Raw genomic sequence first — 24,274 nt, 5'->3', positions numbered from 1 at the left:
TTATCCTTTAAAATATATTAAAGTAAGGGTATAGCCATGGCAAAAATGAAGGGTGCAGAAATTTTAATTGAGTGTCTTAAAAGAGAAGGTGTAAAGCACATTTTTGGTTACCCCGGCGGGGTAATTCTTGATATTTTCGACCTTCTTTACGATGACCCTGATATTAAACTGATCCTCACAAGACATGAACAGGGAGCAACTCATGCAGCCGATGGTTACGCAAGAGTTACAGGTAAACCTGGAGTAGTTTTGGTTACAAGCGGTCCTGGTGCTACAAATACGGTAACGGGAATTGCCACTGCATTTATGGATTCTGTCCCTCTTGTAATTTTCACAGGTCAAGTGCCTACTTTTCTTATAGGAAATGATGCCTTCCAAGAGGCTGACATTGTTGGAATTACAAGACCTTGCACAAAATACAATATTTTAGTGAAAGATGTGAAAGACCTTGCAAGGCAAGTAAGAGAAGCTTTTTACATAGCCACATCAGGAAGACCTGGGCCTGTTTTAATAGATTTGCCAAAAGATGTGACACAGGGAAGGGCAGAATTTGTATGGCCTGAAAAGATTCATATCAGAAGTTATAATCCCACATATGAAGGCAATGTTTACATGATAAAAAAGGCTGCCAGTGAAATTGCTAAGGCTAAAAAGCCTGTAATCATAGCCGGCGGCGGATGTGTTATATCAGAAGCTCACGAACATTTAAGAGAACTTGCCGAATTCACTCAAATTCCTGTCACGAATACTCTTATGGGGCTTGGAAGTTTCCCTGGAACCCATGAACTTTCTCTTGGAATGCTTGGAATGCATGGCACATATTATGCAAACATGGCTGTTCAAAATTCAGACCTCATAATAGCTATTGGAATGAGATTTGATGACAGAGTTACCGGAAAAACAGATGCATTTGCACCTAATGCAAAGATTATTCACATAGACATAGACCCTACTTCCATTCGTAAAAATGTAAGAGTTGACATTCCTATAGTTGGCGATGTGAGTAGAGTTTTAGAGGTTTTGAATAAGATTCTAAAGGAAGAGGTGAAGCCCCAATGGGATGAAGTCAGAAAGGCTTGGCTAAAACAGATAGCTCAGTGGAAAAAAGAGAGACCTCTAACCTATGAATTTGACCCTGAAGTCATAAAGCCCCAATATGTAATTGAAAAAATTTATGAACTAACACAGGGTGAGGCAATTATCACAACAGAAGTTGGTCAGAATCAGATGTGGGCAGCACAGTTTTATAAATACAATAAACCAAGAAGATGGGTTAGCTCTGGAGGGCTTGGCACAATGGGTTACGGATTTCCTGCTGCCATAGGTGCACAGCTTGCCCATCCTGACAAGATTGTTATAGATATTGCTGGAGACGGTAGTATTCAGATGAACATACAGGAGCTTGCTACTGCTGTAATATATGACTTGCCTGTCAAAGTTGCGATAATAAACAACAGCTATCTTGGTATGGTGAGGCAGTGGCAAGAGTTATTTTATAGCGAGAGGTATTCTCATACATACCTGAGTACTGCTCCAGACTTTGTAAAGGTAGCAGAAGCTTACGGAGCAGTAGGACTAAGAGCAACAAAGCCAAGCGAAGTTGAGCCGGTAATAAAAGAAGCTTTATCAATTAGAAAACCCGTATTCATGGATTTTGTTGTAGACTGGAAGGAGAAGGTCTATCCTATGGTTCCGCCTGGTGCTCCTATTGACCAGATGATTTTTGAAGAGAAGAAAAAAGAAAGAAAGCTCAAGGCTGTTAAATAGGAGGGTGTTGTGAGACACACTATATCTGTGCTTGTAGAGAACAAGTTTGGGGTATTGGCCAGAATAGCAGGGCTTTTCAGTGGTAGAGGCTACAACATTGAAAGTCTATCCGTAGGAGAGACTATAGACCCTCAAATATCCGTAATGACCATTGTTACAACTGGAGATGATAGGGTAATTGAACAGATAACCAAACAGCTTAACAGACTTGTTGATGTTATAAAAGTAGTTGATTTAACTGAGATAGACCATGTTGAAAGAGAGATGGTGCTCATGAAAGTAGCTCCAAGAAAGGAAAACAGACTTGAATTGCTTAAGACTGTTGAGATATTTAGAGGTAGAGTGGTGGATTCAGGTCCAACAACTTATACGATAGAAGTAACGGGTGATGAAAAGAAAATTCAGGCATTTATAGAATTAATGAAGCCTTTAGGTATAAAAGAATTTGTCAGAACAGGCAAGGTAGCCATTCCAAGAGAGATTTCTCAAAAGAAATAACAAAAAAGTTAAAGAAGGAGGAATAAATGGCAAACAGAGGGAAAGTTTACCTTATTGACGTAACAAATAGAGATGGTGTTCAGACATCAAGAATTTTACTTCCAAAGCTTTCAAAAACATTACTTAATCTCTATCTTGATGAGATGGGAGTATATCAGAGTGAGATTGGATTTCCAACACTTAAGCATGAGGTCAACTATATCAATGCTAATCTTGAGCTTGCTGAGGTAGGAGCTTTCAAAAGAATCCATCTTGAAGGATGGGCAAGGGCAATTCCAGAGGATGTTGAATTGGCATTTAAAAACTGCCCTAAAATAAAACATTTAAATCTATCTGTATCAACTTCTGAAATAATGATACAGGGTAAGTTCCAGGGAAGAAAGACATGGGATGATATTGTAAAGGGTATGTATAATGCTGTAAAGCTCGCAAAGGAACTCGGTGCAGAAACTGTTGGCTTTAATGCAGAAGATGCTTCCCGGACAGAGCTTAGCAGATTAATTGAATTTATTTTTGCTGGAAAAGAAGCAGGGGGGGACAGATTTCGTTATTGCGACACTCTTGGATGCGAAGACCCTATAACAATTTACGAGAGGATTCACACTCTTGCTCTTGCTACAAGATTTCCTATAGAGATGCACTGTCACAATGACCTCGGAATGGCTGAAGCAGTCTCTGTGGCAGGTGCTCAGGGTACTATTGAAGCAGGCGTAGACAGCTATATAAACACCACCGTAAATGGCTACGGTGAAAGAGCAGGAAATGCTGACCTGGTCTCAACTATTCTTGCGCTTAAATTCTCCCATGGCTTAAGAGAAAAATGCCCTCTCGATGAGAACATTAATCTACATATGGCATGGAAAATAGCAAAATACGCATCCTATGCCTTTAACATTCCAATTCCCATAAACCAGCCCGGTGTCGGTGCTAATGCTTTTGCTCATGAATCAGGCATACATGCAGATGGAGTATTAAAAGACCGTTCCAACTACGAACTTTACTCTCCAGAAGACGTTGGTAGGGGAGAACCAGAACTTCTTGAGACAGGCAGAATTATTACAACAGGAGAGTACGGCGGAATTAAAGGATTTAGATATGTTTACAGCAAGCTTGGAATAGAATTCCACGATGACAATGAGGCAAGAAACATACTTGAACTCGTTCAGTATGCCAATTTACACACACAGAAGCCTCTTACTGACGATGAGTTAAAACTCATTGCTACCTATCCTGACATTGTCAGGCAGATTCTAACAGTAACACCATAGGAGGATAATATTAAATGTATAATGTTACTCTTATTCCCGGAGACGGCATAGGACCTGAAATTTCAGAAGCCATGATAAAAGTGGTTGAAGCCACAGGTGTAAAGATTGACTGGCAAGTTCAGAATGCCGGAGAAGAGGTTTACTTAAAGGAAGGAAATCCTCTTCCCGATAGAGTAATTGATTCCATAAAAAAGAATAAGATTGCCATAAAGGGACCGATAACAACCCCTGTGGGAACAGGTTTTAGAAGTGTCAATGTAACTCTTAGACAGGCACTTGACCTTTATGCCTGTGTGAGACCTTGCAAAAGTTTCAAGGGAGCAAACACAAAATATGAAAATGTTGACCTTGTAATAGTTAGAGAAAACACAGAAGACCTATACGCTGGTATAGAATTCAAAAAGGGTGAAAGAGAAACTTTAGAACTTATAGATTTTATTGCCTCAAAATCTGGTAAAAAAATCAGGGAAGACTCCGGTATTAGTATAAAGCCTATATCTGTTTTTGGCACTGAGAGAATTGTAAAGTTTGCTTTTGAGTATGCAAGGAAAAACGGAAGAAAAAAAGTTACAGCTGTGCATAAAGCTAATATTATGAAATTTAGTGATGGACTTTTTCTTGAAGTAGCAAGAGAAGTGGCAACTCGTTATCCTGATATTGAATTTGAAGACAAAATTGTTGATAATATGTGTATGCAGTTGGTTCAAAAGCCAGAACTTTATGATGTGCTTGTTTTACCAAACCTATATGGAGATATCATAAGCGACCTTGCAGCCGGACTTATCGGAGGACTTGGACTTGCTCCTGGAGCAAATATCGGAGATGATTACGCTGTTTTTGAGCCAACCCACGGAAGTGCTCCGAAATATAAGGGATTGAATAAAGTTAATCCCTTTGCAATAATTCTATCTGCAGTGATGATGCTGAGACATTTAGGGGAGGCTGAAGCGGCAGACAAAATTGAAAAGGCAGTTGCTCATGTGATAGAAGAAGGAAAATACGTTACATACGATTTAAAATCTAAGGATGACCCAAATCCTCCCGTTGGAACACAGGAGGTTGCAGAGGCTCTGGCAAGAATTATAAAAAATTACTGAGTTGTTTGCGAGGTTCAAAGCAGATAAACTTTTATTATGAATGACATTTTTCTGATACTGTTGCTAATTTTTCTTAATAGCATCTTTTCTGCTGCAGAAATCGGAGTTGTAACATTAAGAAGGTCGAGACTGCGACAACTTATCGAAGAAAATAATCCAAATGCTCTGATTGTAGAAAAATTCAAAGAAAATCCAGATAGATTTCTTGCCACAATTCAGGTTGGAATTACTCTCATCGGAAGTTTAGCCTCAGCAATAGCTGGCGCATATGCGGTTACAAATATTAAACCCCTCATTGAAAATATTCCTGTAAGGTTTTTATCAGCCTCGGCAGAGGCAATTTCAATTGCCTTAGTTGTAATAATCGTTACTTACGTTTCTGTTGTTATAGGAGAGCTAATTCCGAAGTCCATTGCCCTTTCAAATCCTGAATGGATAAGTCTTAGAACATCGAGGTTTATAGATTTTTTCTCTAAAATAACCTCTGTGTTAGTTAAAATTCTTACGGTATCAACAAACTGGCTGTTAAAACCTTTTGGGCTTAAGGCATTTTCAGAAAGAGGTTTTGTCTCGCAAGAGGAGTTAAAGCTGTTAATTGAAGAGGGTGAAGAGAAGGGTATATTTGAACCTGAGGAAAGGCAGCTAATTCACAGTGCCTTTGGATTTGCTGATATAATGGTAAGGGAAATAATGGTGCCTGCACCTCAGATGATAACTGTAAGTGTTTATATGAGCGTTGAAGAAATAAAACAGATAATAATGGAGGAGCAGTTTTCTCGTTACCCTGTAATCGGAAAAGACCTAAATGATATAAGAGGTGTGTTGTTCGCTAAAGATTTCTATAATCTTTTAATTAAAAATCCTGAAACCAAAATTGATATAAAGAAAATCCTTAAACCACCGATGTTTGTTCCAGAAACAATGAAGATAAACATTCTTCTAAATGAAATGCAGAAGAAGCGCGTTCACATGGCAATTGTGGTTGACGAATATGGCGTTGTAACCGGTCTTGTGACACTTGAAGATATTTTAGAGGAACTTGTAGGAGAGATTAGAGATGAGTATGACATTGAAACACCTGTCTTAAGCCTACCAGATGGCTCGATGATAATAGACGCTGGCATTTCAATAAGAGATTTAAGAGAAGACTATGGCATAGAGATTGAGGAGTCTGAGGAGTATGAAACGCTTGGAGGATTTATTCTTACCTCACTTCAGCGAATTCCTGTTGTTGGTGATACGGTAGTTCTTGATGGAAAACTCTTTCGTGTTATTGAAATGGTAGGACAGCGAATTTCAAAGATAAAATATGAAGTAAGCAAACAAACGGATACCTCAAATAGTGAAAAACCCTAAGAGTTTAATTTAACTCAGAATGGCCATTCTTCTCACAATAAATCGGTAAAATAGAATTATTAGAGTTACAACTCCCATAGATAGAGCTACTTCCATCCAGGTAGGATAGTATTTTTCACTGAAAGGAATATACCAGTTGTAAGCAATGAGTGAGACATTAAATCTATTTAAGACAACTCCAACAACTACCAAAACAGCCGAGATTCTCACAAGTTTTGGAGCTTTTTGTTTTACCGAATAAATTATAACTAATGCAGGAATTAAGACAAAGCCTATTAGTTCAAATGCGTACAAATAGCCAAATTCATTGGCAAGATAATGCCAGTTGTTATGATGAGACAGGTCAAGTATTTTTAGGAGAAAATATGCAAATAAAAGCACTAAAAGAGCTTTACCAAGACCGATAGTTTTTTCTGCAAAATCTTCGTCACTGAAGTTTTTAATTCTGTCTTTAAATACCCGATGAGCTAAGCTGCTTTCTATGATTACCATTGAAATTCCAGCAAATAAGGCAGACATAAGAAAAAAGATTGGCAGTAGTGGTGAATACCAGAGAGGATATATTTTTGTAGGTGCTACCAAGAACAGTCCTCCCAGTGCTGATTGATGTCCACCGGCGATTATGACACCAAAAATAGTAGCCCATATTCCAAGTTTTGAGAAAAATTCTTTTAGTTTTTCCTTGCCAATCCATTCAAAGAGTGAAGGCGACCACTCAATGAGACATATTATGATATACAAGAAGAAATGCCAAGCAATTAGAAATAAAATTGAGTCCAGTCCCCATGACCAGCCTATGACATAAAATATTCTATAATACCTTCCGAGGTCAAACATCAGAGCAAATACTGCAAAAATATAGCCAAGTAAACTTGAGAGTATTGCCGGTTTTGCAAAATGTTTATAATCTGTTGCACCAAAAAGATATACTGCTGTACCCACTGTTAGACCAGGTGCGGCAAGGGCAATTCCTGCGAGTATATCGAAGCTAATCCATAAACCCCATGGATAAGTATCGGAAAGGTTAGTTGCAGGACCAAGGCCGTAAAGAAGTCTGTAAATCATGGCATAGAAGGATAGGGCAAGTATTACAAGGGCAACAAAATTCCAAGCTGTTGCATGAGACTTTAAATAATCCTTAAAACTCATTCCTAACAATACTTTTTCTCTGAAAAAACTATTTGCTCTCATTTTTGCTCTTTTTATCCTCTGTATCTGCTTTTGAATTTTTCTCTTTTTCCTTTTTACTCTTTGCAATCATATAGTATGCCCCCCACACCAGTGGAGCAGCAGCCAGAATCTCAAATATTTTCACCGAATATAGAAAGTTTTTACTTAAAGTAGGTATCGGAATTTTGTTTAGTTTCGGAAATCCCAGTTTTTCAAATGGAACAGAAGATATATAAAGCCAGCTTGTTCCACCTCCTTCATGTTCTCCATATACGTGGGGAATGTATCTTTCCGGATATGTATTAATTTTTTCATGGGCGAGCTTTAAAATTTGGCTTCTATTTCCTACAATCATCACATCAGCAGAACATACTTCTACGCAGGCTGGAATTTTTCCCTCCGATATTCTGTCAAAGCACATGGTGCATTTAGTAATCTGTGGCGTAAGAGGGTCATAGTATTCATATGCAGGGATGTCAAAAGGACAGGCTATCATACAGTAGCGACATCCTACGCAAAGAGATGGATTGTATAGCACTGCTCCCTGAGGTGTTTTGCTGAAAGCATTTACAAAACAAGCACTTAAACAAGCTGGTTCAAGACAGTGCATGCACTGTTTCTTAACATAGACAGTTTGTTTTTCCAAACTAAATCTGTTTACCACCGTAAAGTTACCTGCATGGGGTCTTCTAATTCTGTCAAATACAGAGGGTGATTTGTCTTTTGATTCTTCGAACTCAACGAGAGGAGAATTGGGATTTTTATTCCACTCATTACATGCCCATTCACATCTTCGGCATCCGATACATTTTGTCAAATCAACAAGAATAGCATAAGGCTCATCAATTTTTACGCCTTTGCTCTTCAATTCTTCATACTTCAACCAGTTTTTTCTGTTTGCCACATTGCCAGTTGAATAAACTGAGTTTTCTGCAAAGGCTTTGCTTCCCAAAACTGTCATTCCTGTTGATGCAAGAAATTTTTTAATAAATTCTCTTCTATCCATGACTTCCTCAGTATTTCCTTTTCTCTCCAAGCATATTAAAAATAACAATAAAGACAAATATTGAAAGCACAGCTATTAAATATTCAAATCCGTGATTTGAAAAAAGTTGTTCAATTGCGTACATTTGCTATAACCTTCCTTTCATGGCAGTCAGTGCATTTTTTAGGTTTTTCAAGTTGCATACTTTCGTGACATTTTATACACATACCGTGATAAGAAGCCTCTAACCTCGGTCTTGTTTTGTCCCTTTCGCTAAATTGTATTCCATGACAACTTATACAAAGCGGGGGTTTTTCACTCTCTCTTTCTGCTTTCTCCTTGCTTTTGTGGTGACATCCCCTACAAAGAGTATCTGAATTTCCATGAAATAATTTAGCAAGTCTGCTTTGTTCGGAGATTTCATACAACTTTCTTATCATCTTTCCATGGGGCATTTTTACAGATTCAAATTCCTTTTCAAGATGTTTTATGACTACTTCCTCTTTGAATTTAATTTTTCCATCTCCTTTAAGACTTGAAGCTGAGACTTTTTTATCCTCTTGTCTGCCCCTATGACATTTATCGCAAATATCTTTTCTACCAATCTCTACCTTTATCGGAGCTATGAAATAATGACAGCCAATGCATTCTTTCCTATTTAGAAGCTCTTTGTGGCATCCTTGACAGCTTATCTCTGACTGAAGAGAGTGATATGCTGTTGTAAGATTTACAAATCCTCCATCAACACTACCTTCGAGTGTATGACAATCTCTACAGGGCTTTAATGTCTCGTGATGACAACTCCTACAGGTTTTGTTGTTTTGTTCATGAAAACTATGCTTAAAGGAGACTCCTCTCATCTTTCCTTCATCAATCGATATGAAAACCACTTCAGGTTGATTAACCTCTGGTCTTGGAACATTTTTTAGGTCTGATAAGGTTTTGTATTTTCCTGTGTGACATTTTGAACAGACAATCGGCCCTCCATCTTTTCCTTCTTGCTTATTATGCATGTGACAGTTCACGCAGAGCTGATGAGATGCTTTCTGCACATTTAGGTTTTTTTGTTTTGCCACCTCAGTAATTTTTGTAAGTTCGGGACCTCTCTTTTTACTGAAGTCATGACAGTAATAACAACTCTGTTCTTTACCCTTTTCATAGACAAGAGCAAGTTCTTTATTTTTCTCTTCCACATCATATATGTGATGACAGAGACTACAGTCCTTTGCAAGTTTATTTACATGTTTGTCGTGTATACTGAAATCAAATTCAAAATAAGGATATTTGACTTCTGCTCTCTTATACTCTTTTTTATGACAGTCTCTACATGACAGAATTTCTGGTCCTCCTTTTTTACCCTCTGCACTAAGCTTTTGATGACACCGCAGACATTCTTTATGATAAATATCCTTGAGCTCTTCTGGATTTTTTTTAAATTCTTCCGCCATAAAATAAAAAGTATAATCGTCAGAATTACTTTTTTTATGGCATTCTATACAGGTCTGCTGTTGAGACTTATTTGTAATAGCAGCAATAGATTCAATATGTTTTTGGTGTTTAAAAAGGACTTTTCCATATTCAAGCTTTCCGAAAATCTCTTCATGGGCAATAGGAATAATGTTTTCTTCATAGCTTTTTCCAGCTGAGTTTTTTGAATACAGCTTATTTACACTAATCAGGGCAATAGATATTAGGGCGAGTAAAAATAACGTCTTTTTCATGGTCTCATCTCTTCCGGTATTTCCATTGTCTCTGCAATTAGGTCTGTGAGAAATTTAACATGTACGTCTAATTTGTAAAAATCATTCAAGTCTTCAATTCCTTTATGACAGGTATGACACGGAGCTATTACTATTTTTGCTCCCGTGTCTTTTATTTGTTCTGCCTTAACCTTTCCCCCTTCAATTCTTGCAGATTTCCATACAGGTCCTGCGTCAATCATTCCTCCACCAGCAGAGCAACAGTAGTTGTGGTCTTCCTTGGGAGTCATTTCAATTACATTTTCGCATATTTGTTTAACTATATCTCTTAACATTTTCCCCATCCCTCTGTATCTTACAATATTGCAGGGGTCTTGAATTGTAACAGGCTCTTTGATTTTATGTGCAATAGTTATTCTTCCTTCTTTTAAAAGTTCGTAGAAAAACTGCACGCCATGAATATATGGTATCGGTGGTTCTTTCCAGCCCAAATATCTTACTCCTTCATAAACACCTGTTCTGAAGGCATGTCCGCATTCTCCCATTACAATTCTCTTTACATTAAGTTTTGAGGCAACCTCATAGTGAGTCCTTACGACTTTGCCAAGCGTTTCAAAATCATGTGCATAGAAAGCCTTATTTGTATAATCCCAGCCATCCATATCAGGCATTGTCCAGTCTAATCTTGCCACATTCATTATCTTTGCCATGTTGGTGAGAAGACCTGTCATGTATTTTGCCTCAAGTCCGTGGGCAAGATATAGAATTTCTGCATCCTTTTTGCCTAAAGGAATTCTTGCATTTTTTATCTCACCTCTTAATTCATCTTCAAGCCATTGAATCGTATCTAACCACTCATCCTGCCTGAACCACAGCATATTTGTTGTTTGCATATGGCTTAAAGCCTGGTCTTGTATGTATTGAGGAACAGCGCCGATTAAACAGCATATTCTTCTTATAAGAGAGATGAGATAGGCAATGTCTATACCAAAAGGGCAGAACTGAACACATCTACGGCATAGATTGCATTCAGTAAACGCTATTCTTGCATATTTTTTTATGTCCTCTTTAGTTACATTTCCTTTTTTACTTAAAATGTCCCATACGGTCTGCTTTACCTTTGCTGCAGGTGCATAAGTTGGGTCATTTTCATGACTTAGATAGTGATGACAGGAAGTAGTGCACATTCCACATCTCAAGCATGTCTCAACAAAGACCTTCAATCTTGCTGAAGCTTCCTTATTTAAAACCCAGTCGATAGCTTTTTTTATCTTAGCTGAATCAACTTTATCGAGTGTCTGGTCAATCCCAATATCTGTAACAGGTTTTCTTTTAAATTCCATTTATTGCCTCAATAATCCCTCGAATGTCTTACGGCGCCAAATTCACTTCCCGTATGAGACCTTGTAAGGAAAAACATAATCATGTGATTGAGTTTTGTAAAGGGAATTGCCATAAGCATAATCTCTCCAGTGAACATATGTATAGTTAACATAGTTTTATATTCAAGCAAGAGTTCATGATGGGCAAGAAAACCTGTAAGGAAGGGCAGGGCAACGAGACCAAGTATTAAATAATCTGAAGAAGAGGTTAAAAATTTTACATCCTCCTGAACTGTTCTTCTGATTAAGAGCAGAGATAGACAGATAAGGACTATAATGGTCATAGCATCACCAAGGGATACTGGTAGTGTCCACCAATTTATTCCCCAAGATTCCTGCCAGAGTTCCATGTGGCCAGTCAAAAAAATTGAAGTGGTTATTAAGAATATGTGAAAGACAAAAGTAATTAATGTAAACCAGGGATGCCTTCTCATGCTGATGCTTCCAAAAGGAGTGAGCCATACAAATATAGAGCGTAGCGAATATTTGAGACTCAGGTATGGATATATTATTTTTTCTCTCTTTGCCATTTGTAATGTCTTTAGGACTTTGTAAAAACTTCCAGTGAAAAATACTATAAAAGCAAGCCATACAAGAGGCCCCCGAACAAGTGTATAAATTGAAGGGTCTCTTAAAAAGTGCTCCATCAGCCTAATACCTCACTTAATTTAACTACCTTTCTTATATATTTTCCATCTCTGATGCCCCTTATGAGAATTTTGTCTCCGTCAGGATTGAAAGTAGGCTCCCACAATTTTTCATAATTTTCCCTAAGAGGTTTTCCATCAAGGACAACGAAGAAATTTCCATTTTTTTCAACCTTTGCAATACAATGATTTCCATCGGCGCTAAATTTGGGATTCCAAACTCTGTCAAACCAATTATTCCAAGGGACTCCATCTATAGCTACTGTGCACTGATTGTTTTCTTTAACAACAGCTCCTACTTTTTTACCATCTTCACTGAAGAATGGAGAGATAACGGCCTGAGAAAAGGTTTTACTCCAAGGATTACCATTTACAGCTACTGTCCATTTTCCAAACTCTGTAGAGACAACCGCTGCTATTTTACCGTCTGCACTTAATTTTTGCTGCCACAACTGATTGAAAAAAGGCCAGACAATCTCGCCATTTATGGCCAAGCTCCATCCCTTTTCAGTTCTGACAGGAACGGCAATTTCATTTTCATTTATGAATAGCGTCTCCCAGGCATTTAGAAAGTTTCTATCCCATAGATTTCCATCTACACATACTGTGAATTCCTGCTGAGAAAGCCTCACAGTTGCTGCAACTTTTTTGTTGTCTGGACTGAAGGAGAGGCCATACACAGATATAAAGCTCTTTTCCCAGGCATCTCCATTTACAGCTACAGTCCACACTCCCTCTTTGAAGCTAAAAATGTCAAGAAGGGGAGGATTTTTCACTCTTACATAGGAGGCTGTCAGTTTTCCGTCGTCAGATATTAATAGGTCTCTGGCATCAAAAAATAGATTATGCCAGATATTGCCATTAAGACAAACACCGTAAGAGTCTTCCTTTTTAATATTAAAGGCTATAGATTTGCCAGCATTAACACTTTTAAGATTCCAAGCATAATCAAAAGCTTGTTCTATCAATGAATCATCTTTTGCTAAAGTCCATTCGTAATTCTGAAGAACAAGGCATATAATGCTGTCCTCTTCAGTGAACTGAGCAAAACAGACTCTTTCAAAAATATTTTCCCATGTATTTTCATTTACTGCTATCGTTACCTTTTTGTCTTCTATTTCGACGGGTGCTGAAATTTTCTGTCCATCTGGACTAACAATAAAATCATGGACAAGAGAAAATTTCTCTTTCCATTTTCCCAAGTCGCAAACTATCTTTTCCCCTAAATCCCAGTCCCAATTTTTCATAACGATTGTAATTTATTAAATAAAACTTTACCAAAAAAGTCAAGTAAAAGGTGTCTGAGAAATTTGACAGAGATTGTTTTTTTGTGATAAATTTAGCATGTTGGCTAACGTAAAAGCAGTTTGCATTTAAGGAATTAAAAGAGTTAAAATTAATAAATAGTGCGGGTGTAGCTCAGCTGGTAGAGCACAACCTTGCCAAGGTTGGGGTCGCGGGTTCAAATCCCGTCGCCCGCTTTTTTTATTGGCGACGTACCCAAGTGGCTAAGGGAGCGGTCTGCAAAACCGCCATTCGCCGGTTCGAATCCGGCCGTCGCCTTTTTCTTTTATGAGACCTATCGGTGTTCATACTTCTATAAAAAATACTCTTCTTAATTCAATTGCCGAGGCAGTTGAATTAAAGTGCGAGACTTTTCAGATTTTTCTCCATAGCCCTCAAGTATGGCAGATTCCAGAGTTTGAACAAAATACAATTGATGAATTCAAGAGAAATAGACAATTCTATAGACTCAATCCCTTGATTGTTCATGCATCTTATCTTATAAATCTAATATCTTCTACTCCGAAAACCATTTCTTCATCAAGGTATTTACTGAAGAGAGAGGTTCAAACTGCTGATTTACTGAATGCTGATTACTATGTAATTCATCTAAAGGACAATAAGGATATGGAAAAAGAAGAAATTTATTCTAAGACAAAGGAAGGATTTAACAAGATAGATGTGACTGTTTCATGTAAGATTCTTCTGGAAAATACGGCAAAAAGTAAAATTACTGCTAATATTGTCGACTTATTTGAAACTTTTGAAAGGGTTAGAACAGAGAATGTTGCAGGGGTATGTATTGATACGTGTCATCTTTTTGCTGCTGGATATGATTTGACAAAGGATGAGGGAATTGAAAGATTCACAGAAGAGGTTAGAAAATACGGAGATTTTGGTTTGATAAAGCTTATTCATCTAAATGACTCTAAAACACCAGCTGGCTCAGGAATTGACAGACACGAAAATATAGGAAAAGGGTTTATTGGAGAGGAAGGATTTAAGAAATTTCTAAAAATTAAAGAACTATCTTCAGTCCCCCTCATACTTGAGACTCCAAAGAAAAGTTTACAAGATGACGTTAAAAATCTACTGTCTGTTAGAAATATTCTTAAGACGTTAGAATCTTGAATATCTCTTCATATCTTTCGGCTGTTTTCTTAACTATGTCTTCAGGGAGTGTTGGTGCAGGAGGTTTTTTGTCCCATTTTATTGAAAGTAGATAGTCTCTTACTATTTGTTTGTCATAGCTGTCTTGAGGCTTTCCAGGAGCATAATCTTTCATTGACCAGAATCTTGAAGAGTCGGGAGTAAGAAGCTCGTCTATTAAAATTAATTTACCATCAAAAAAGCCAAACTCCATCTTTGTATCAGCTATTATTATTCCCTTTTTTTCAGCTATCTCTGAAGCTCTTTTGTATATTGATAAAGTAAGCTCTTTTACTCGATTTGCCGTTTCCTCTCCAAGAATCTCTATGGTCTCTTCGAAGCTGATGTTTATATCGTGACCTTCTTCTGCTTTTGTGCTTGGTGTATAAATCGGCTCTGGAAGCTTCTGGGACTCTAAGAGACCTTCGGGAAGTTTAATTCCACATACATTTCCTGTTTTTTGATAGTCCTTCCACCCTGAACCTGTAATGTATCCACGAACTATACATTCCACAGGCAGTGGTTTTGCTTTTTTCACGAGCATGCTTCTTCCTTCAAGAATTTCTCTGTATTTTCTGAGAGGTTCTGGAAATTCATCTACATTTGCTGTGACAATATGATTTTCTACTAAATCTTTTACTTGATTGAACCAGAAAAGGGATATTTGTGTTAGTACTCTCCCTTTGCCAGGAATGCCATTAGGCAGGACTACATCAAAGGCAGAAACTCTGTCTGTGGCAATTATGAGTAGATAATCCTCTATTTCATATATATCTCTTACCTTACCACTTCTTAAGAATTTTACGCCTTCAAGATTTGTTTTAAGCACTACTTTGTCGGTCATTTTTGTCCTCCTCTATATTTTTAGTAAATACATTCCTTTTCCCAGTTTCATGGCGTTTCTTATTGCATTTTTAACAAAGTTTTTTGAAGCTTTAAGAGCATCTTTTGACGAATAACCAAGACATAGAAAAGAGAGAAAAGCCGATGAAAAAGCACATCCTGTCCCATGATATATACCTGAGAATTTTTCATCTTCTTCAATATGGATTTCTTTTCCGTCGTATAGAAAATCAGAAGCTTTATCCTCTAAGTGTCCGCCTTTTATTATAACAGTCTGAACACCCATCTTGTGAATAGTTTTGGCTGCTTCAATAATACTTTCTTTGGAGTTAATTTGTATTCCAGACAGAATTTCAGCTTCTGGAATATTTGCTGTTATTACCTCTGCCATTGGAATAGCCTCTTCTTTAAGTTTTTTTAAAGTATCCTTGCGTATTAGTTCCGTTCCTGTGGAGGATTTTATTATGGGGTCAATTATTAGCCTTTTAATTCCATACTTCTTACAATTTTCAATGATACAATCTAACGCTTCAGAAGTGTATATCATTCCAATCTTTGCTCCATATGGATTTATATCATTTAAAAGAGCCTTAAACTGACTGTCAATCAATTGGGGTGATAGGGGATGAATATTTTCTACAGCAGTTGTGTTTTGCGCTGTTATAGCTGTTACTACGCTTACTCCGTAAACACCAAGAGCTTGAAAAACTTTGATGTCCATCTGAACTCCCGCTCCTCCTGTTGGATCAGAACCACCTATTGTTAATGCTACTTTCATTATTTTCTCTCCAGATTGTTTATCAGCTCAGCACCATATAAAAATACTGCCCAAGCATAAAATAACCACATCAAAAGGGCAAGAAAAGTAGATACTGAACCGTATAAGGTGCTAATTTTAATAATTTCTGTCACGTAGAAGGCAAATAAATATTTGGCAATTTCTATCAATACGGTTGTAATAAAGCTACCCAGCAGAATAGAAGAGGTCTTGATTTTCTTGTTTGGTAAAAACTTATAAAGGAAGGCAATAATTGTAAATATTAACAAAAAGGTGATTACATACTTAAGAAAAAATCTTGTGATAAAGCCTACTTCAGCAATAAGCAGATTACCCGAGAGTCTTATTATGTATGAGAGAGCAAAGGATATACCTACTGCAAATATTATTAATAGGACAATAAATGCGGAAAGTAAAAAGGACAGAAAAAAGTGCCTTTTTTTAGGGGCTTTGAAGATTTTATTCAGCGAGAATTCAATGGCTGCGAAAAGTTGAATTGAGAAAATTCCGTAAAGAAGGAGAGATATTTCGTTAATCCCTTTAAGCATTAGCATTTTTTTTATTTCCTTTACCATGTGTATTTCTATATCTGGAAATAGAAAAACAAGTTTGTTGTATACAAAACGTATAACTGTCTCTTCTTTAGTGAACGTTATTAGAATATTTACTATAAACATGCTCAATGGAATTAGAGAAAGTATGGAAAAAAAAGCAAGGGCAGCACTTAAAAAAATGCCTTCGTCTTTGTAGAAATCCTTAAAACTTAAAAAAATTGACTTAGGAATTTTTAAAATCATTTATTTCGAGCAGTTTTTCTGCATTTTTGCAGAGGATTTTATGGATTAATTCTTCAGGTAAAGATAGGTTTTTCAAGTTTTCTATTTCTTGACTCTGGTCTGCCCAGGGAGAGTCTGTTCCAAAAAGTATAAAATCTGATGGATGTTTTAGCAGGAACTCTTTTATTTTATGCTCTGATAGCCAGCCAAAGGAGAACGAGATTTCCATGTATATATTTTTACCAAGTATGAGCTTTTCCACCTCGTCCCACTGTTTCCATGCTCCGAGATGGGTGGTTATAAATTTAAGCTGGGGAAATTTATTAATAACGTTAATAATTCTTTGAGGTGATGCTATGTCCCATTGGGGAAAACTTATGTCGTATCCACAGTGCATTATAATAAGTAATTGCCTTTCTGTCAGTTCTTCGTAAAGTGGAAAAATTTTCTCGTCATCAATAGCAAAATCCTGATAAAAAGGGTGCATCTTTATTCCTGGAAAACCCTCTTCTTTAATAATTTTTACGTGTTCTTTTATTTCCCTGTCGAGTGGATGAATAGATAAAAGGGGTATTATCCTTTCTGAACGTATTTTTTGACTCCATTTCAGGATAGAATAAAACTGCTCTGGTTTTGTGGCTATATTACAGATAACTGCTCTTTCAACTCCGCTTTTATCCATTGATTTTATAAGGGAGTCCAAAGTTCCATCCAGACAGGCTTTTACCACACAGTTTTCTTGAAGTTTTGCCATGGCTCTCTCAGCTATTTCTTCAGGAAAAGCATGCGTATGGAAATCAACTATTGACATGAAGATATTTTATATTTTCATTTCCTTTTTTAGCAAATTTTGATTAATCCTCATCTGCTGAGGATAGAAGCCCATGGTTTTTCATTTTAGTGCGAAGTTGTTTTCTTGAAATACCAAGAATTTCAGCAGCTTTTGTTTGATTCCAGCCAGTGGAATTTAATGCTTTTAGGATTAGAGATTTTTCAACTTCAAGAAGATTAAGGGTGCTCTCTTCTTTTACTGGCCAGCCAGTTTTTTCCTGGATTTTTTTGGGAAGATATTTTATTGATATAACTCCTGAAGGTGATAGAACCACGGCTCTTTCTATTATGTTTGCAAGTTCCCTTATATTCCCTGGCCAATCATAATTTATGAGTGCCTCTAATACTTCTTGTTCAAGTTGAGGAAGAGGCTTATTGTTTTCTTTTGAGAACTTATTAAGGAAGTGGTTTACAAGTAAGGGAATATCCTCCTTTCTCTCTCTTAAAGGAGGGAGATTGATTCTCACCACATTTAATCGCCAGTAAAGGTCTTCTCTGAAAGTCCCCTCTTTAACTGCCTTTTCAAGGTCTCTGTTGGTGGCGGAAATCACTCTTACGTCGATTTTTATTCTGTGAGTGCTTCCAATTCTTTGAATTTCCCTTTCCTGAAGAAATCGGAGAAGTTTTTTCTGTAGGAACATTGGAAGCTCTCCGATTTCATCGAGAAAAACAGTTCCTTCATGGGCAAGCTCTATGAGACCGGTCTTTCTTTCGGTAGCTCCTGTAAAAGCTCCCTTCTCATGACCAAAAAGTTCGCTTTCGAGAAGATTCTCAGGAATTGTTGTGCAGTCCACAATAACAAAAGGTTTTGAGTTTCTTAAGGATTTTTTATGAATTGCTCTTGCTATCAATTCCTTACCCGTCCCTGACTCTCCCGTAATTAAAACGTTTGCATTGCTCTCTGCTACCATTTCCATTATGTAGAATACATCTTGCATGACCTTGCTTTTTCCTATTATTTCTGGAAAAGGAGCATCGATTTTTTCAAATCTATGAATCCCTTTTGATTTTTCAATAGCTTCTTTTATGACGTTTACTAACAGTTCTGTATCGACCGGTTTTATTAGATAGTGATGGGCACCAAGCTTCATGGCTTCCACTGCTTTCTCGATAGTGCCATAGGCTGTTAGCATAATTGTGGGAACAGAGATTTCACTAACCCTTATCCATTTAAGCAAATCTATTCCATTCATCCCCGGAAGTCTGTAGTCCAGTAAAATGCAGTCAATTGGGTTTTTCTTAAGCACTTCAATACCTTCTTCAGCTGTTGTAGCTGTATAGACTGAATAGCCTTCTTTTTTTAGAATTGCTGAAATCGCCCGAAGGGCGCTTATTTCATCGTCTATGTATAAGATATAGGCCATTGTTAACCTTTTATTGGTATTTCAATTATGAATTCAGTGCCTTCATCTATTTTACTTTTTATATCGATTGTGCCTTCATGCTCTTTTATTATTCTCTCTACGCAGGCTAAGCCTAATCCTGACCCAGTAGTTTTTGTAGTGAAAAAGGGTTCGAATATTTTATCCATAATTTCTTCAGGAATTCCTGTTCCCGTATCTTTTATTATAATTCTTACTTTTCCATCTATCTTTTCGGTTTTAACTGTTATTATGTCACCCTCATTGGTAGCATCTGTGGCATTTACTAATAAATTAAGAACAGCCTGTTTTAGTTGATGATTATCAAAATAAAATTCCGGTATTGATTGGTCAAACTCGGTTTTTAGTATCTTTTTTTCTTCCTTTATCTCTGTCTCCACCAGCTTTATAACATCCCTTAAGGCATGATTTATATTTCCTTTCTCATACTTAAGTGGAACAGGTCTTGCATAAGAAAGAAAGCTCGTTATAAGTTCATTCAGTCTTTCTGTTTCTCGGTCAATTATGGACAAAAACTCTCTTAGAACTTCACCATGAAAATTAGCCTTTAAATAAGATGTCGATGCTTTTATGGCATTTAGAGGATTTTTTATCTCGTGAGCAACGGTCATTGCCATTTCAGCCATTGCAGAGGATTTTTCAAGCCTTAATTTCTCTTTTGTTGTTCTGTCAAGCTCTCGTAAAGAATCTCTCAATTTAACTATCATCTCATTGAAAGTTTCAATTAAATAGCCTATTTCATCACCACAGGAGATTTTATAAACATAACATTCTTTACAGTCAATGTTATGGCACTGTTTGCAATTTTCTTTTGCTTCTTTTATGAACCAGCATCTTTCCTTACCATAGGCAGGACAGTCTGTTTTTTCACATTTGAAAACATCTTTACACAGAACATTTGTAGGATTTTCGCACAGTTCAAGCTTGTCCGTCCCTATGTTTGCCATTTTATTTTTTAGACTTTGAAGTGGTTTTATTAGGGTTTTAGAAAGCATGAAAGAGAGTAAAACAGTTAGGGCAAAGGAGAGAGAACTTATTATGTAAATGTAGTTTTCTAAATTTTTTGTTGATTTTTCTATGTAGTCATTTATTTTAATGTTTGATACCCCAGCTCTTAGTATTCCAAAATAGTTATCTCCTGAGACAACGGGTAAATTTATATGAAGAATTCTGTCATAGTCTATTTTTCGCCATCTATTATAATCTAAGTTTACGTATTTACCAAGTTGGCTTCTATCACTATGACCTATTACCCTACCATTGTTGTCAGTGAGCATTATATACTCCATTCCGGGATTGCTCATGGCAGAGTTTATTTTTTCGTCAATTGCGAGAGGGTCAAAGAAAATAAAATTATCTACTACTTCTTTTGATAGATTTTCAAGAAGCAAAGAGATATTTGCATCTATCTGGTTTCTCAATGATTTTTTTTGATAGTTGAGAATGAGAAGGTTTATCGACAGCATTATTACAAAAAAGAGAATGAGAAAAGAGAAAAATATCTTCCAGCCTATACTCAATCTATGTATGGATACGAGAGCTTTTTTAGTAACTGAGTTTCTTAAGTAGTTCCATATCTTCATTTGATGCCTCTTTAAAGGCTTTTACCTTTGCTCTGTTTAATATTGTAACGTCTTCTATTTTTGTGATTATTTTTTTTACCTTTGCTGTTAGCTCTGGATTTTGATTGTTCACCACTGCAAAAGGCCAGTTTGGTAGATATTCACCGTAGTCAAGAATTTTGATTTTTGAGATGTCAACTTCTTTTGCCCACACGCTTAATGCAGCTTCTCTTACGAAACCAGCATCAGCTTCTCCCCGATAAACGCCGATTATGACTTTTTCTTGCCTTTTTGCGTCAATCAATTTAAAATCTTTTCTCATGTCAAAGCCTTTTTTCTCAAGATACAACTTTTGAGACAGATATCCTCCTGCTGAAGTTGGTGATACTATCATGATTTTTTTGGCTCTTAAATCTTCAATTTTATTTATATTTCCATCTTTTCTCGTTATTATGATGCCTCGGAATTTCTCATTTCCACAGATTCCTTCATCAGCAGTACAGTCTTCACCTACTGTAATTGCAAGGGGTTTTATAGGAAATTTACGAAGAATTATAGAAAAAACATAGGGGTTTTGATAAGAGAAATGAACTTTACCTTGAGATACAATATGGATAAACTCTTCGAAGTTTTTAGGAATAACGAGCTTAAATTCATATCCAGTCTTTTCAGAAAGATATCTCATAAGTGGGTCATATCTTTTATATATTGTGAGAGGGCTGTAAAGGGGCAGGATAGCAACTTTTATTGTTTTAGGACTATACTCTATATAGTCCACTCCTTTTACATTTCTTATGAGTACTCTTATATAATCAAAGTCTCTATCTTCTGCAACTACAAACTTCTCTACGCCCATGGAATTTCGAATTTCCTTGTCTGCTTTATTTATTATGGCATCTCTGATTTTTTCTTTATCTTCTCTGTTTAAAGCGTTAACATAGGCTATTAAGAATTTTGGTGTAGGCTCAGAAGCTCTTATTATTTTTAGACCGTCTTTTAGATATTTGTTAGCAGTTATTTCGCTCATAGCTCCTATGTCGTAATCTCCGATAAGTATGGAAAGGGCAATTCTTTGCTCTTTGTAGAGCATATCAACGGATTTGAAATCTTTGATTGATATATCCACATCTCTTAACATAGACATAGGTATGAGATAACTGAAAGATGATTTTTCTTCACCAAGAGCAAGTTTTTTGCCAAGGGAATCGAATATCTTTTCTATATTATTCCCCTCTTTTGTGACAAATACGCTTCTGGTCTCAGCAATACCGCCTTCAGGTTTTATGAGAGGAAAAATCTTATTTTTCATATGCCATTTGAGCTCGCAATAAGTAGTTGGGTCAATCACAAGAAGATGTATTTTATTATTTTTAATTTTTGTCTCTAAATCTTCAAAATCCCTTGCAATATCTATGGTTACGGGTTTTTGAAGAGAGTGAGAAAGGAATTTTCTTAATGGATAGAATTTTTCGTAAACAACTCGGGGAGATTCCTCTGGTAAAACTCCGATGATAACAGGATTTCCTTTAAATTCCTCTATTTGAGTTTTTGCTGTTTTCTCATCTGATGTTTTGCTACATGAAAGGCAGGTTATAATCAAGAAGATTAATAGAAACCTATAGAATATCATGATAGAAAGGGTTTGTTTTCTTTTCTGTTTCTAATTTTGATTTCGGTCCGTGACCTGGCAGTATAATAGTTTCAGAGGGAAGTTGAGCTATTTTCTTTAAAGACTTCATTAGTTCCTGCATATTTCCTCCGAAAAGGTCTGTCCTACCTACGGAACCTGCAAAAAGTGTGTCCCCTGTAAATAGATAGCCATCAAAATGAATAGAAATACTACCGGGCGAATGTCCTGGAGTGTGTATGGCTTGAATTTCTCTTTTGAATATTTTTATTAAGTCTTCATCTTTAATAAGTCTGTCAGGGTCTGGTTGTATTTCCATGTCAATTCCAAAAAATTGGCTTGCCACTATGGGAGAGTTTTTATAAATCTCCAAGTCTTTTTCATGCAGAATAATCTCGGCGCCTGTTGCTTCTTTTATTTCTCCCACAGCGCCAATGTGGTCAAAATGACCGTGAGTGCAAATTATGTAACTGACATTAAGTTCCTCTTCTTTTACAAAATCTAATATCAAATCAGGTTCATCTCCTGGGTCTATAATGAAGCATTCTTTTGATATTTCATCATAAACAACATAACAGTTTACCAACAGAGGACCGACTTCAAATTTTTTTATTTTCATTTCTGCCTCCTAAACTTTTTTAAAATATAACTTAGTTCCTCATGTTTCATCAAATAGCAAATCATTAGATATAGCAAGGCAGCAGTTGCAATAGAGATGCTCAGAAGTAAGAACTTAAGAGGCATTTTTTCGCTATGCTGCCAGAGAGAACTATCTATGCTACATATCAGTTTAGCAACCGAAACACTGACTAAGGCTGCTAAAAAACTTTTAAGAAATGAAAGTGTTATAGAAGAGAATGAGATTATATTTACTTTTCTTTTTATGAAAACTGAAAGCATAATAAACTGAACCGTTGCTGCCATAGAATAGGCAAGAGCTAATCCATTATGTTTCATGTTTTCCATAAGAATAAAGGAAAGACAGATGTTTGTAACCATTCCTGCAGTTGCACATATAACAGGAGTTTTCGTGTCTTGAAGAGAATAAAAGGTGGCTGTAATTGTTCTTGACCCTACTGTTCCGATTATGCCAATGCTGTAAAAAAGTAATGCTTGAGCTGTATTTAATGTGGCTTTAAGGTCAAAAATGCCTCTCTGAAAAAGTGTATTAACAATCGGCTCTTTAAGCATAATTAAACCTAATGTAGAGGGAACAGTAAGGAAAAACAGAAGCTTGAGCGAAAATGTAAAATCTGTGGCAAGTTTATCCCTGTTTCCTTCGGCTACATGTTGTGATAGCGTAGGTAAAACGGCCATACCAACGGCCACTCCAAATACTCCAATGGGAAGTTGAATAAGTCTCATTGAATAATAAAGATAGGTTATACTGCCATCAGGAAGAAAGCTCGCGATAATAGTGCTTACAAAAATATTAATCTGATTAACTGCCATCGCGAGAGTTGTGGGAATTATTAATAGGAGAATTTTTTTTAAGGCAGGATGTAAGGCCGTAAGTCCAAGTTTAAAACCGCTTTTGTAAAATTCAGGAAGTTGCACAAGCCATTGAAGTAACCCTCCTACTGTAACCCCCACAGCTACTGCTATTATAGGATTAAGGAATAAGCTACTGAAAACTGTCGTGAAAATTATTATAGATATGTTTAAGAAGCAAGGTGCAAGGGCAGGGATAAAGAATGTATTATTCGTATTTAGTGTTCCCATTGTAAGAGCAGCTAAACTGATAAAAAGCAAGAAAGGAAACATGATTCTCGTTAGAAGAACGGTTATATTGAATTTTTCAGGATTTTCAATAAAGCCTGGAGCAATAAACTTTACTATCTGTGGGCTTAGTATTATTCCAAAGATTGTAATTATGCCAACAACAAATAGTATAAAAGTAAACAGGCTTTTTACAATTTTCTTTGTTTCTTCTACTCCATGCTTTACTTGCGATTCCTTTAATACTGGAACAACGGCCGATGACATTGAGCCTTCTGCAAAAAGCTCTCTTAGTAAGTTGGGAATTCTGAATGCAACAAAGAAGACATCACTCAAACCGGTTGCTCCAAAGTATTTGGCGAGAATCATATCCTTTATGTATCCTAAGATTCTACTTAAGGTGGTAGCAACGGATATAGCTCCGGCAGCCTTAACTATTCTTCCCTTAGCCAT

The 24,274-nt window shown here is 36.6% G+C and carries 21 protein-coding genes and 2 tRNA genes; 8 read left to right on the top strand and 15 right to left on the bottom strand.

Annotated elements, in window-relative coordinates:
- Positions 1 to 36 precede the first annotated feature (36 nt).
- Genes ilvB through ACZ430_RS02065 form a run of 5 tightly spaced genes read left to right on the top strand, consistent with a single transcriptional unit; the run spans position 37 to position 5,986 of the window.
- Positions 37 to 1,767: a biosynthetic-type acetolactate synthase large subunit gene (gene ilvB / locus ACZ430_RS02085; RefSeq protein WP_297213618.1), complete on the top strand. Its 1,731-nt coding sequence runs from the start codon at positions 37 to 39 to the stop codon at positions 1,765 to 1,767.
- Between the two features lie 9 nt (positions 1,768 to 1,776).
- The gene (gene ilvN, locus ACZ430_RS02080) at positions 1,777 to 2,265 is read left to right on the top strand and encodes an acetolactate synthase small subunit (RefSeq protein ID WP_297213615.1); all 489 of its coding nucleotides are present in this window, start codon (positions 1,777 to 1,779) and stop codon (positions 2,263 to 2,265) included.
- 26 nt (positions 2,266 to 2,291) lie between these two features.
- The gene (locus ACZ430_RS02075) at positions 2,292 to 3,533 is read left to right on the top strand and encodes a LeuA family protein (RefSeq protein WP_297213613.1); all 1,242 of its coding nucleotides are present in this window, start codon (positions 2,292 to 2,294) and stop codon (positions 3,531 to 3,533) included.
- 14 nt (positions 3,534 to 3,547) lie between these two features.
- Positions 3,548 to 4,630, top strand: a complete 1,083-nt coding sequence (locus tag ACZ430_RS02070; RefSeq protein WP_297213610.1) for an isocitrate/isopropylmalate dehydrogenase family protein — start codon at positions 3,548 to 3,550, stop codon at positions 4,628 to 4,630.
- Between the two features lie 36 nt (positions 4,631 to 4,666).
- Positions 4,667 to 5,986 carry a hemolysin family protein gene (locus ACZ430_RS02065; protein ID WP_297213607.1) on the top strand — a complete coding sequence of 440 codons (1,320 nt, stop codon included), beginning with the start codon at positions 4,667 to 4,669 and terminating at the stop codon, positions 5,984 to 5,986.
- A 9-nt stretch (positions 5,987 to 5,995) separates the two neighbouring features.
- On the opposite strand, the gene nrfD is transcribed toward ACZ430_RS02065, so the two are convergent.
- From nrfD to tmcD, 6 genes are all read right to left on the bottom strand, one after another.
- Positions 5,996 to 7,177, bottom strand: a complete 1,182-nt coding sequence (gene nrfD / locus ACZ430_RS02060; protein WP_464910640.1) for an NrfD/PsrC family molybdoenzyme membrane anchor subunit — start codon at positions 7,175 to 7,177, stop codon at positions 5,996 to 5,998.
- Positions 7,164 to 8,162, bottom strand: a complete 999-nt coding sequence (locus ACZ430_RS02055) for a 4Fe-4S dicluster domain-containing protein (RefSeq protein WP_440871041.1) — start codon at positions 8,160 to 8,162, stop codon at positions 7,164 to 7,166. The genes nrfD and ACZ430_RS02055 overlap by 14 nt, the downstream gene beginning before the upstream one ends.
- 110 nt (positions 8,163 to 8,272) lie before the next feature.
- Positions 8,273 to 9,862 carry a sulfate respiration complex hexadecaheme cytochrome HmcA gene (hmcA, locus tag ACZ430_RS02050; RefSeq protein ID WP_297213597.1) on the bottom strand — a complete coding sequence of 530 codons (1,590 nt, stop codon included), beginning with the start codon at positions 9,860 to 9,862 and terminating at the stop codon, positions 8,273 to 8,275.
- Positions 9,859 to 11,184, bottom strand: a complete 1,326-nt coding sequence (locus tag ACZ430_RS02045) for a (Fe-S)-binding protein (protein ID WP_297213594.1) — start codon at positions 11,182 to 11,184, stop codon at positions 9,859 to 9,861. Before ACZ430_RS02045 ends, hmcA begins: the two co-directional genes overlap by 4 nt.
- An 8-nt stretch (positions 11,185 to 11,192) precedes the next feature.
- A complete protein-coding gene (gene tmcC / locus ACZ430_RS02040; protein ID WP_297213591.1) occupies positions 11,193 to 11,870 on the bottom strand; it encodes a TmcC family electron transfer complex membrane anchor subunit in 678 nt (225 codons plus the stop codon).
- On the bottom strand, positions 11,870 to 13,117 hold the full coding sequence (gene tmcD / locus ACZ430_RS02035) for an electron transfer complex subunit TmcD (protein ID WP_297213588.1): 1,248 nt from the start codon (positions 13,115 to 13,117) through the stop codon (positions 11,870 to 11,872). Before tmcD ends, tmcC begins: the two co-directional genes overlap by 1 nt.
- Before the next feature lie 161 nt (positions 13,118 to 13,278).
- Here tmcD and ACZ430_RS02030 point away from each other — a divergent pair.
- The 3 genes from ACZ430_RS02030 (at position 13,279) to ACZ430_RS02020 (ending at position 14,285) form a co-directional block, all read left to right on the top strand.
- Positions 13,279 to 13,351: transfer RNA gene (locus ACZ430_RS02030), tRNA-Gly, on the top strand.
- 9 nt (positions 13,352 to 13,360) lie between these two features.
- Positions 13,361 to 13,433, top strand: a tRNA-Cys gene (locus ACZ430_RS02025).
- A gap of 9 nt (positions 13,434 to 13,442) precedes the next feature.
- Positions 13,443 to 14,285: a deoxyribonuclease IV gene (locus ACZ430_RS02020; RefSeq protein WP_297213585.1), complete on the top strand. Its 843-nt coding sequence runs from the start codon at positions 13,443 to 13,445 to the stop codon at positions 14,283 to 14,285.
- Here ACZ430_RS02020 and ACZ430_RS02015 read toward each other — a convergent pair.
- From ACZ430_RS02015 to murJ, 9 genes are read right to left on the bottom strand one after another with little or no spacing between them, the layout of a single operon-like run.
- Positions 14,266 to 15,147 carry a phosphoribosylaminoimidazolesuccinocarboxamide synthase gene (locus tag ACZ430_RS02015; RefSeq protein WP_297213582.1) on the bottom strand — a complete coding sequence of 294 codons (882 nt, stop codon included), beginning with the start codon at positions 15,145 to 15,147 and terminating at the stop codon, positions 14,266 to 14,268. The two genes, ACZ430_RS02020 and ACZ430_RS02015, sit on opposite strands and share 20 nt — an antisense overlap.
- A gap of 12 nt (positions 15,148 to 15,159) precedes the next feature.
- Positions 15,160 to 15,924 (bottom strand): bifunctional hydroxymethylpyrimidine kinase/phosphomethylpyrimidine kinase, encoded by a 765-nt coding sequence (gene thiD / locus ACZ430_RS02010; protein WP_297213579.1) that lies wholly within the window; start codon positions 15,922 to 15,924, stop codon positions 15,160 to 15,162.
- Positions 15,924 to 16,721: a YihY/virulence factor BrkB family protein gene (locus ACZ430_RS02005; protein WP_297213576.1), complete on the bottom strand. Its 798-nt coding sequence runs from the start codon at positions 16,719 to 16,721 to the stop codon at positions 15,924 to 15,926. The genes thiD and ACZ430_RS02005 overlap by 1 nt, the downstream gene beginning before the upstream one ends.
- Positions 16,702 to 17,511, bottom strand: coding sequence for an amidohydrolase family protein (locus ACZ430_RS02000; protein WP_297213574.1), 810 nt, complete (start codon positions 17,509 to 17,511; stop codon positions 16,702 to 16,704). The genes ACZ430_RS02005 and ACZ430_RS02000 overlap by 20 nt, the downstream gene beginning before the upstream one ends.
- A gap of 43 nt (positions 17,512 to 17,554) precedes the next feature.
- Complete coding sequence (locus ACZ430_RS01995) at positions 17,555 to 18,895, bottom strand: sigma-54-dependent transcriptional regulator (RefSeq protein ID WP_297213572.1); 1,341 nt, start codon at positions 18,893 to 18,895, stop codon at positions 17,555 to 17,557.
- Between the two features lie 2 nt (positions 18,896 to 18,897).
- Positions 18,898 to 20,496: an ATP-binding protein gene (locus ACZ430_RS01990; protein WP_297213570.1), complete on the bottom strand. Its 1,599-nt coding sequence runs from the start codon at positions 20,494 to 20,496 to the stop codon at positions 18,898 to 18,900.
- Positions 20,459 to 22,075: a phosphate/phosphite/phosphonate ABC transporter substrate-binding protein gene (locus ACZ430_RS01985; protein WP_440871042.1), complete on the bottom strand. Its 1,617-nt coding sequence runs from the start codon at positions 22,073 to 22,075 to the stop codon at positions 20,459 to 20,461. Before ACZ430_RS01985 ends, ACZ430_RS01990 begins: the two co-directional genes overlap by 38 nt.
- Before the next feature lie 16 nt (positions 22,076 to 22,091).
- On the bottom strand, positions 22,092 to 22,721 hold the full coding sequence (locus tag ACZ430_RS01980) for an MBL fold metallo-hydrolase (RefSeq protein WP_464910639.1): 630 nt from the start codon (positions 22,719 to 22,721) through the stop codon (positions 22,092 to 22,094).
- Positions 22,718 to 24,274: a murein biosynthesis integral membrane protein MurJ gene (murJ, locus tag ACZ430_RS01975; RefSeq protein WP_297214304.1), complete on the bottom strand. Its 1,557-nt coding sequence runs from the start codon at positions 24,272 to 24,274 to the stop codon at positions 22,718 to 22,720. Before murJ ends, ACZ430_RS01980 begins: the two co-directional genes overlap by 4 nt.

The organism is Thermodesulfovibrio sp. TK500a (genome assembly GCF_055381765.1).
Note: the sequence above shows the minus strand (reverse complement) of the source record. Positions and strands in the feature narration are given on the sequence as shown.

Excerpts from the sequence above, each read along its gene's own strand:
- ACZ430_RS02000 (WP_297213574.1), bottom strand. The coding sequence starts at position 17,511 with ATGTCAATAGTTGATTTCCATACGCATGCTTTTCCTGAAGAAATAGCT.
- ACZ430_RS02045 (WP_297213594.1), bottom strand. The coding sequence starts at position 11,184 with ATGGAATTTAAAAGAAAACCTGTTACAGATATTGGGATTGACCAGACA.
- murJ (WP_297214304.1), bottom strand. The coding sequence starts at position 24,274 with ATGGCTAAGGGAAGAATAGTTAAGGCTGCCGGAGCTATATCCGTTGCT.
- ACZ430_RS02020 (WP_297213585.1), top strand. The coding sequence starts at position 13,443 with ATGAGACCTATCGGTGTTCATACTTCTATAAAAAATACTCTTCTTAAT.
- nrfD (WP_464910640.1), bottom strand. The coding sequence starts at position 7,177 with ATGAGAGCAAATAGTTTTTTCAGAGAAAAAGTATTGTTAGGAATGAGT.
- ACZ430_RS02015 (WP_297213582.1), bottom strand. The coding sequence starts at position 15,147 with ATGACCGACAAAGTAGTGCTTAAAACAAATCTTGAAGGCGTAAAATTC.
- ilvB (WP_297213618.1), top strand. The coding sequence starts at position 37 with ATGGCAAAAATGAAGGGTGCAGAAATTTTAATTGAGTGTCTTAAAAGA.
- tmcD (WP_297213588.1), bottom strand. The coding sequence starts at position 13,117 with ATGAAAAATTGGGACTGGGATTTAGGGGAAAAGATAGTTTGCGACTTG.
- ACZ430_RS02070 (WP_297213610.1), top strand. The coding sequence starts at position 3,548 with ATGTATAATGTTACTCTTATTCCCGGAGACGGCATAGGACCTGAAATT.
- ACZ430_RS02005 (WP_297213576.1), bottom strand. The coding sequence starts at position 16,721 with ATGATTTTAAAAATTCCTAAGTCAATTTTTTTAAGTTTTAAGGATTTC.
- ACZ430_RS02055 (WP_440871041.1), bottom strand. The coding sequence starts at position 8,162 with ATGGATAGAAGAGAATTTATTAAAAAATTTCTTGCATCAACAGGAATG.
- ACZ430_RS01990 (WP_297213570.1), bottom strand. The coding sequence starts at position 20,496 with ATGAAGATATGGAACTACTTAAGAAACTCAGTTACTAAAAAAGCTCTC.
- ACZ430_RS01980 (WP_464910639.1), bottom strand. The coding sequence starts at position 22,721 with ATGAAAATAAAAAAATTTGAAGTCGGTCCTCTGTTGGTAAACTGTTAT.
- ACZ430_RS02065 (WP_297213607.1), top strand. The coding sequence starts at position 4,667 with ATGAATGACATTTTTCTGATACTGTTGCTAATTTTTCTTAATAGCATC.
- ACZ430_RS02075 (WP_297213613.1), top strand. The coding sequence starts at position 2,292 with ATGGCAAACAGAGGGAAAGTTTACCTTATTGACGTAACAAATAGAGAT.
- thiD (WP_297213579.1), bottom strand. The coding sequence starts at position 15,924 with ATGAAAGTAGCATTAACAATAGGTGGTTCTGATCCAACAGGAGGAGCG.
- tmcC (WP_297213591.1), bottom strand. The coding sequence starts at position 11,870 with ATGGAGCACTTTTTAAGAGACCCTTCAATTTATACACTTGTTCGGGGG.
- ACZ430_RS01995 (WP_297213572.1), bottom strand. The coding sequence starts at position 18,895 with ATGGCCTATATCTTATACATAGACGATGAAATAAGCGCCCTTCGGGCG.
- hmcA (WP_297213597.1), bottom strand. The coding sequence starts at position 9,862 with ATGAAAAAGACGTTATTTTTACTCGCCCTAATATCTATTGCCCTGATT.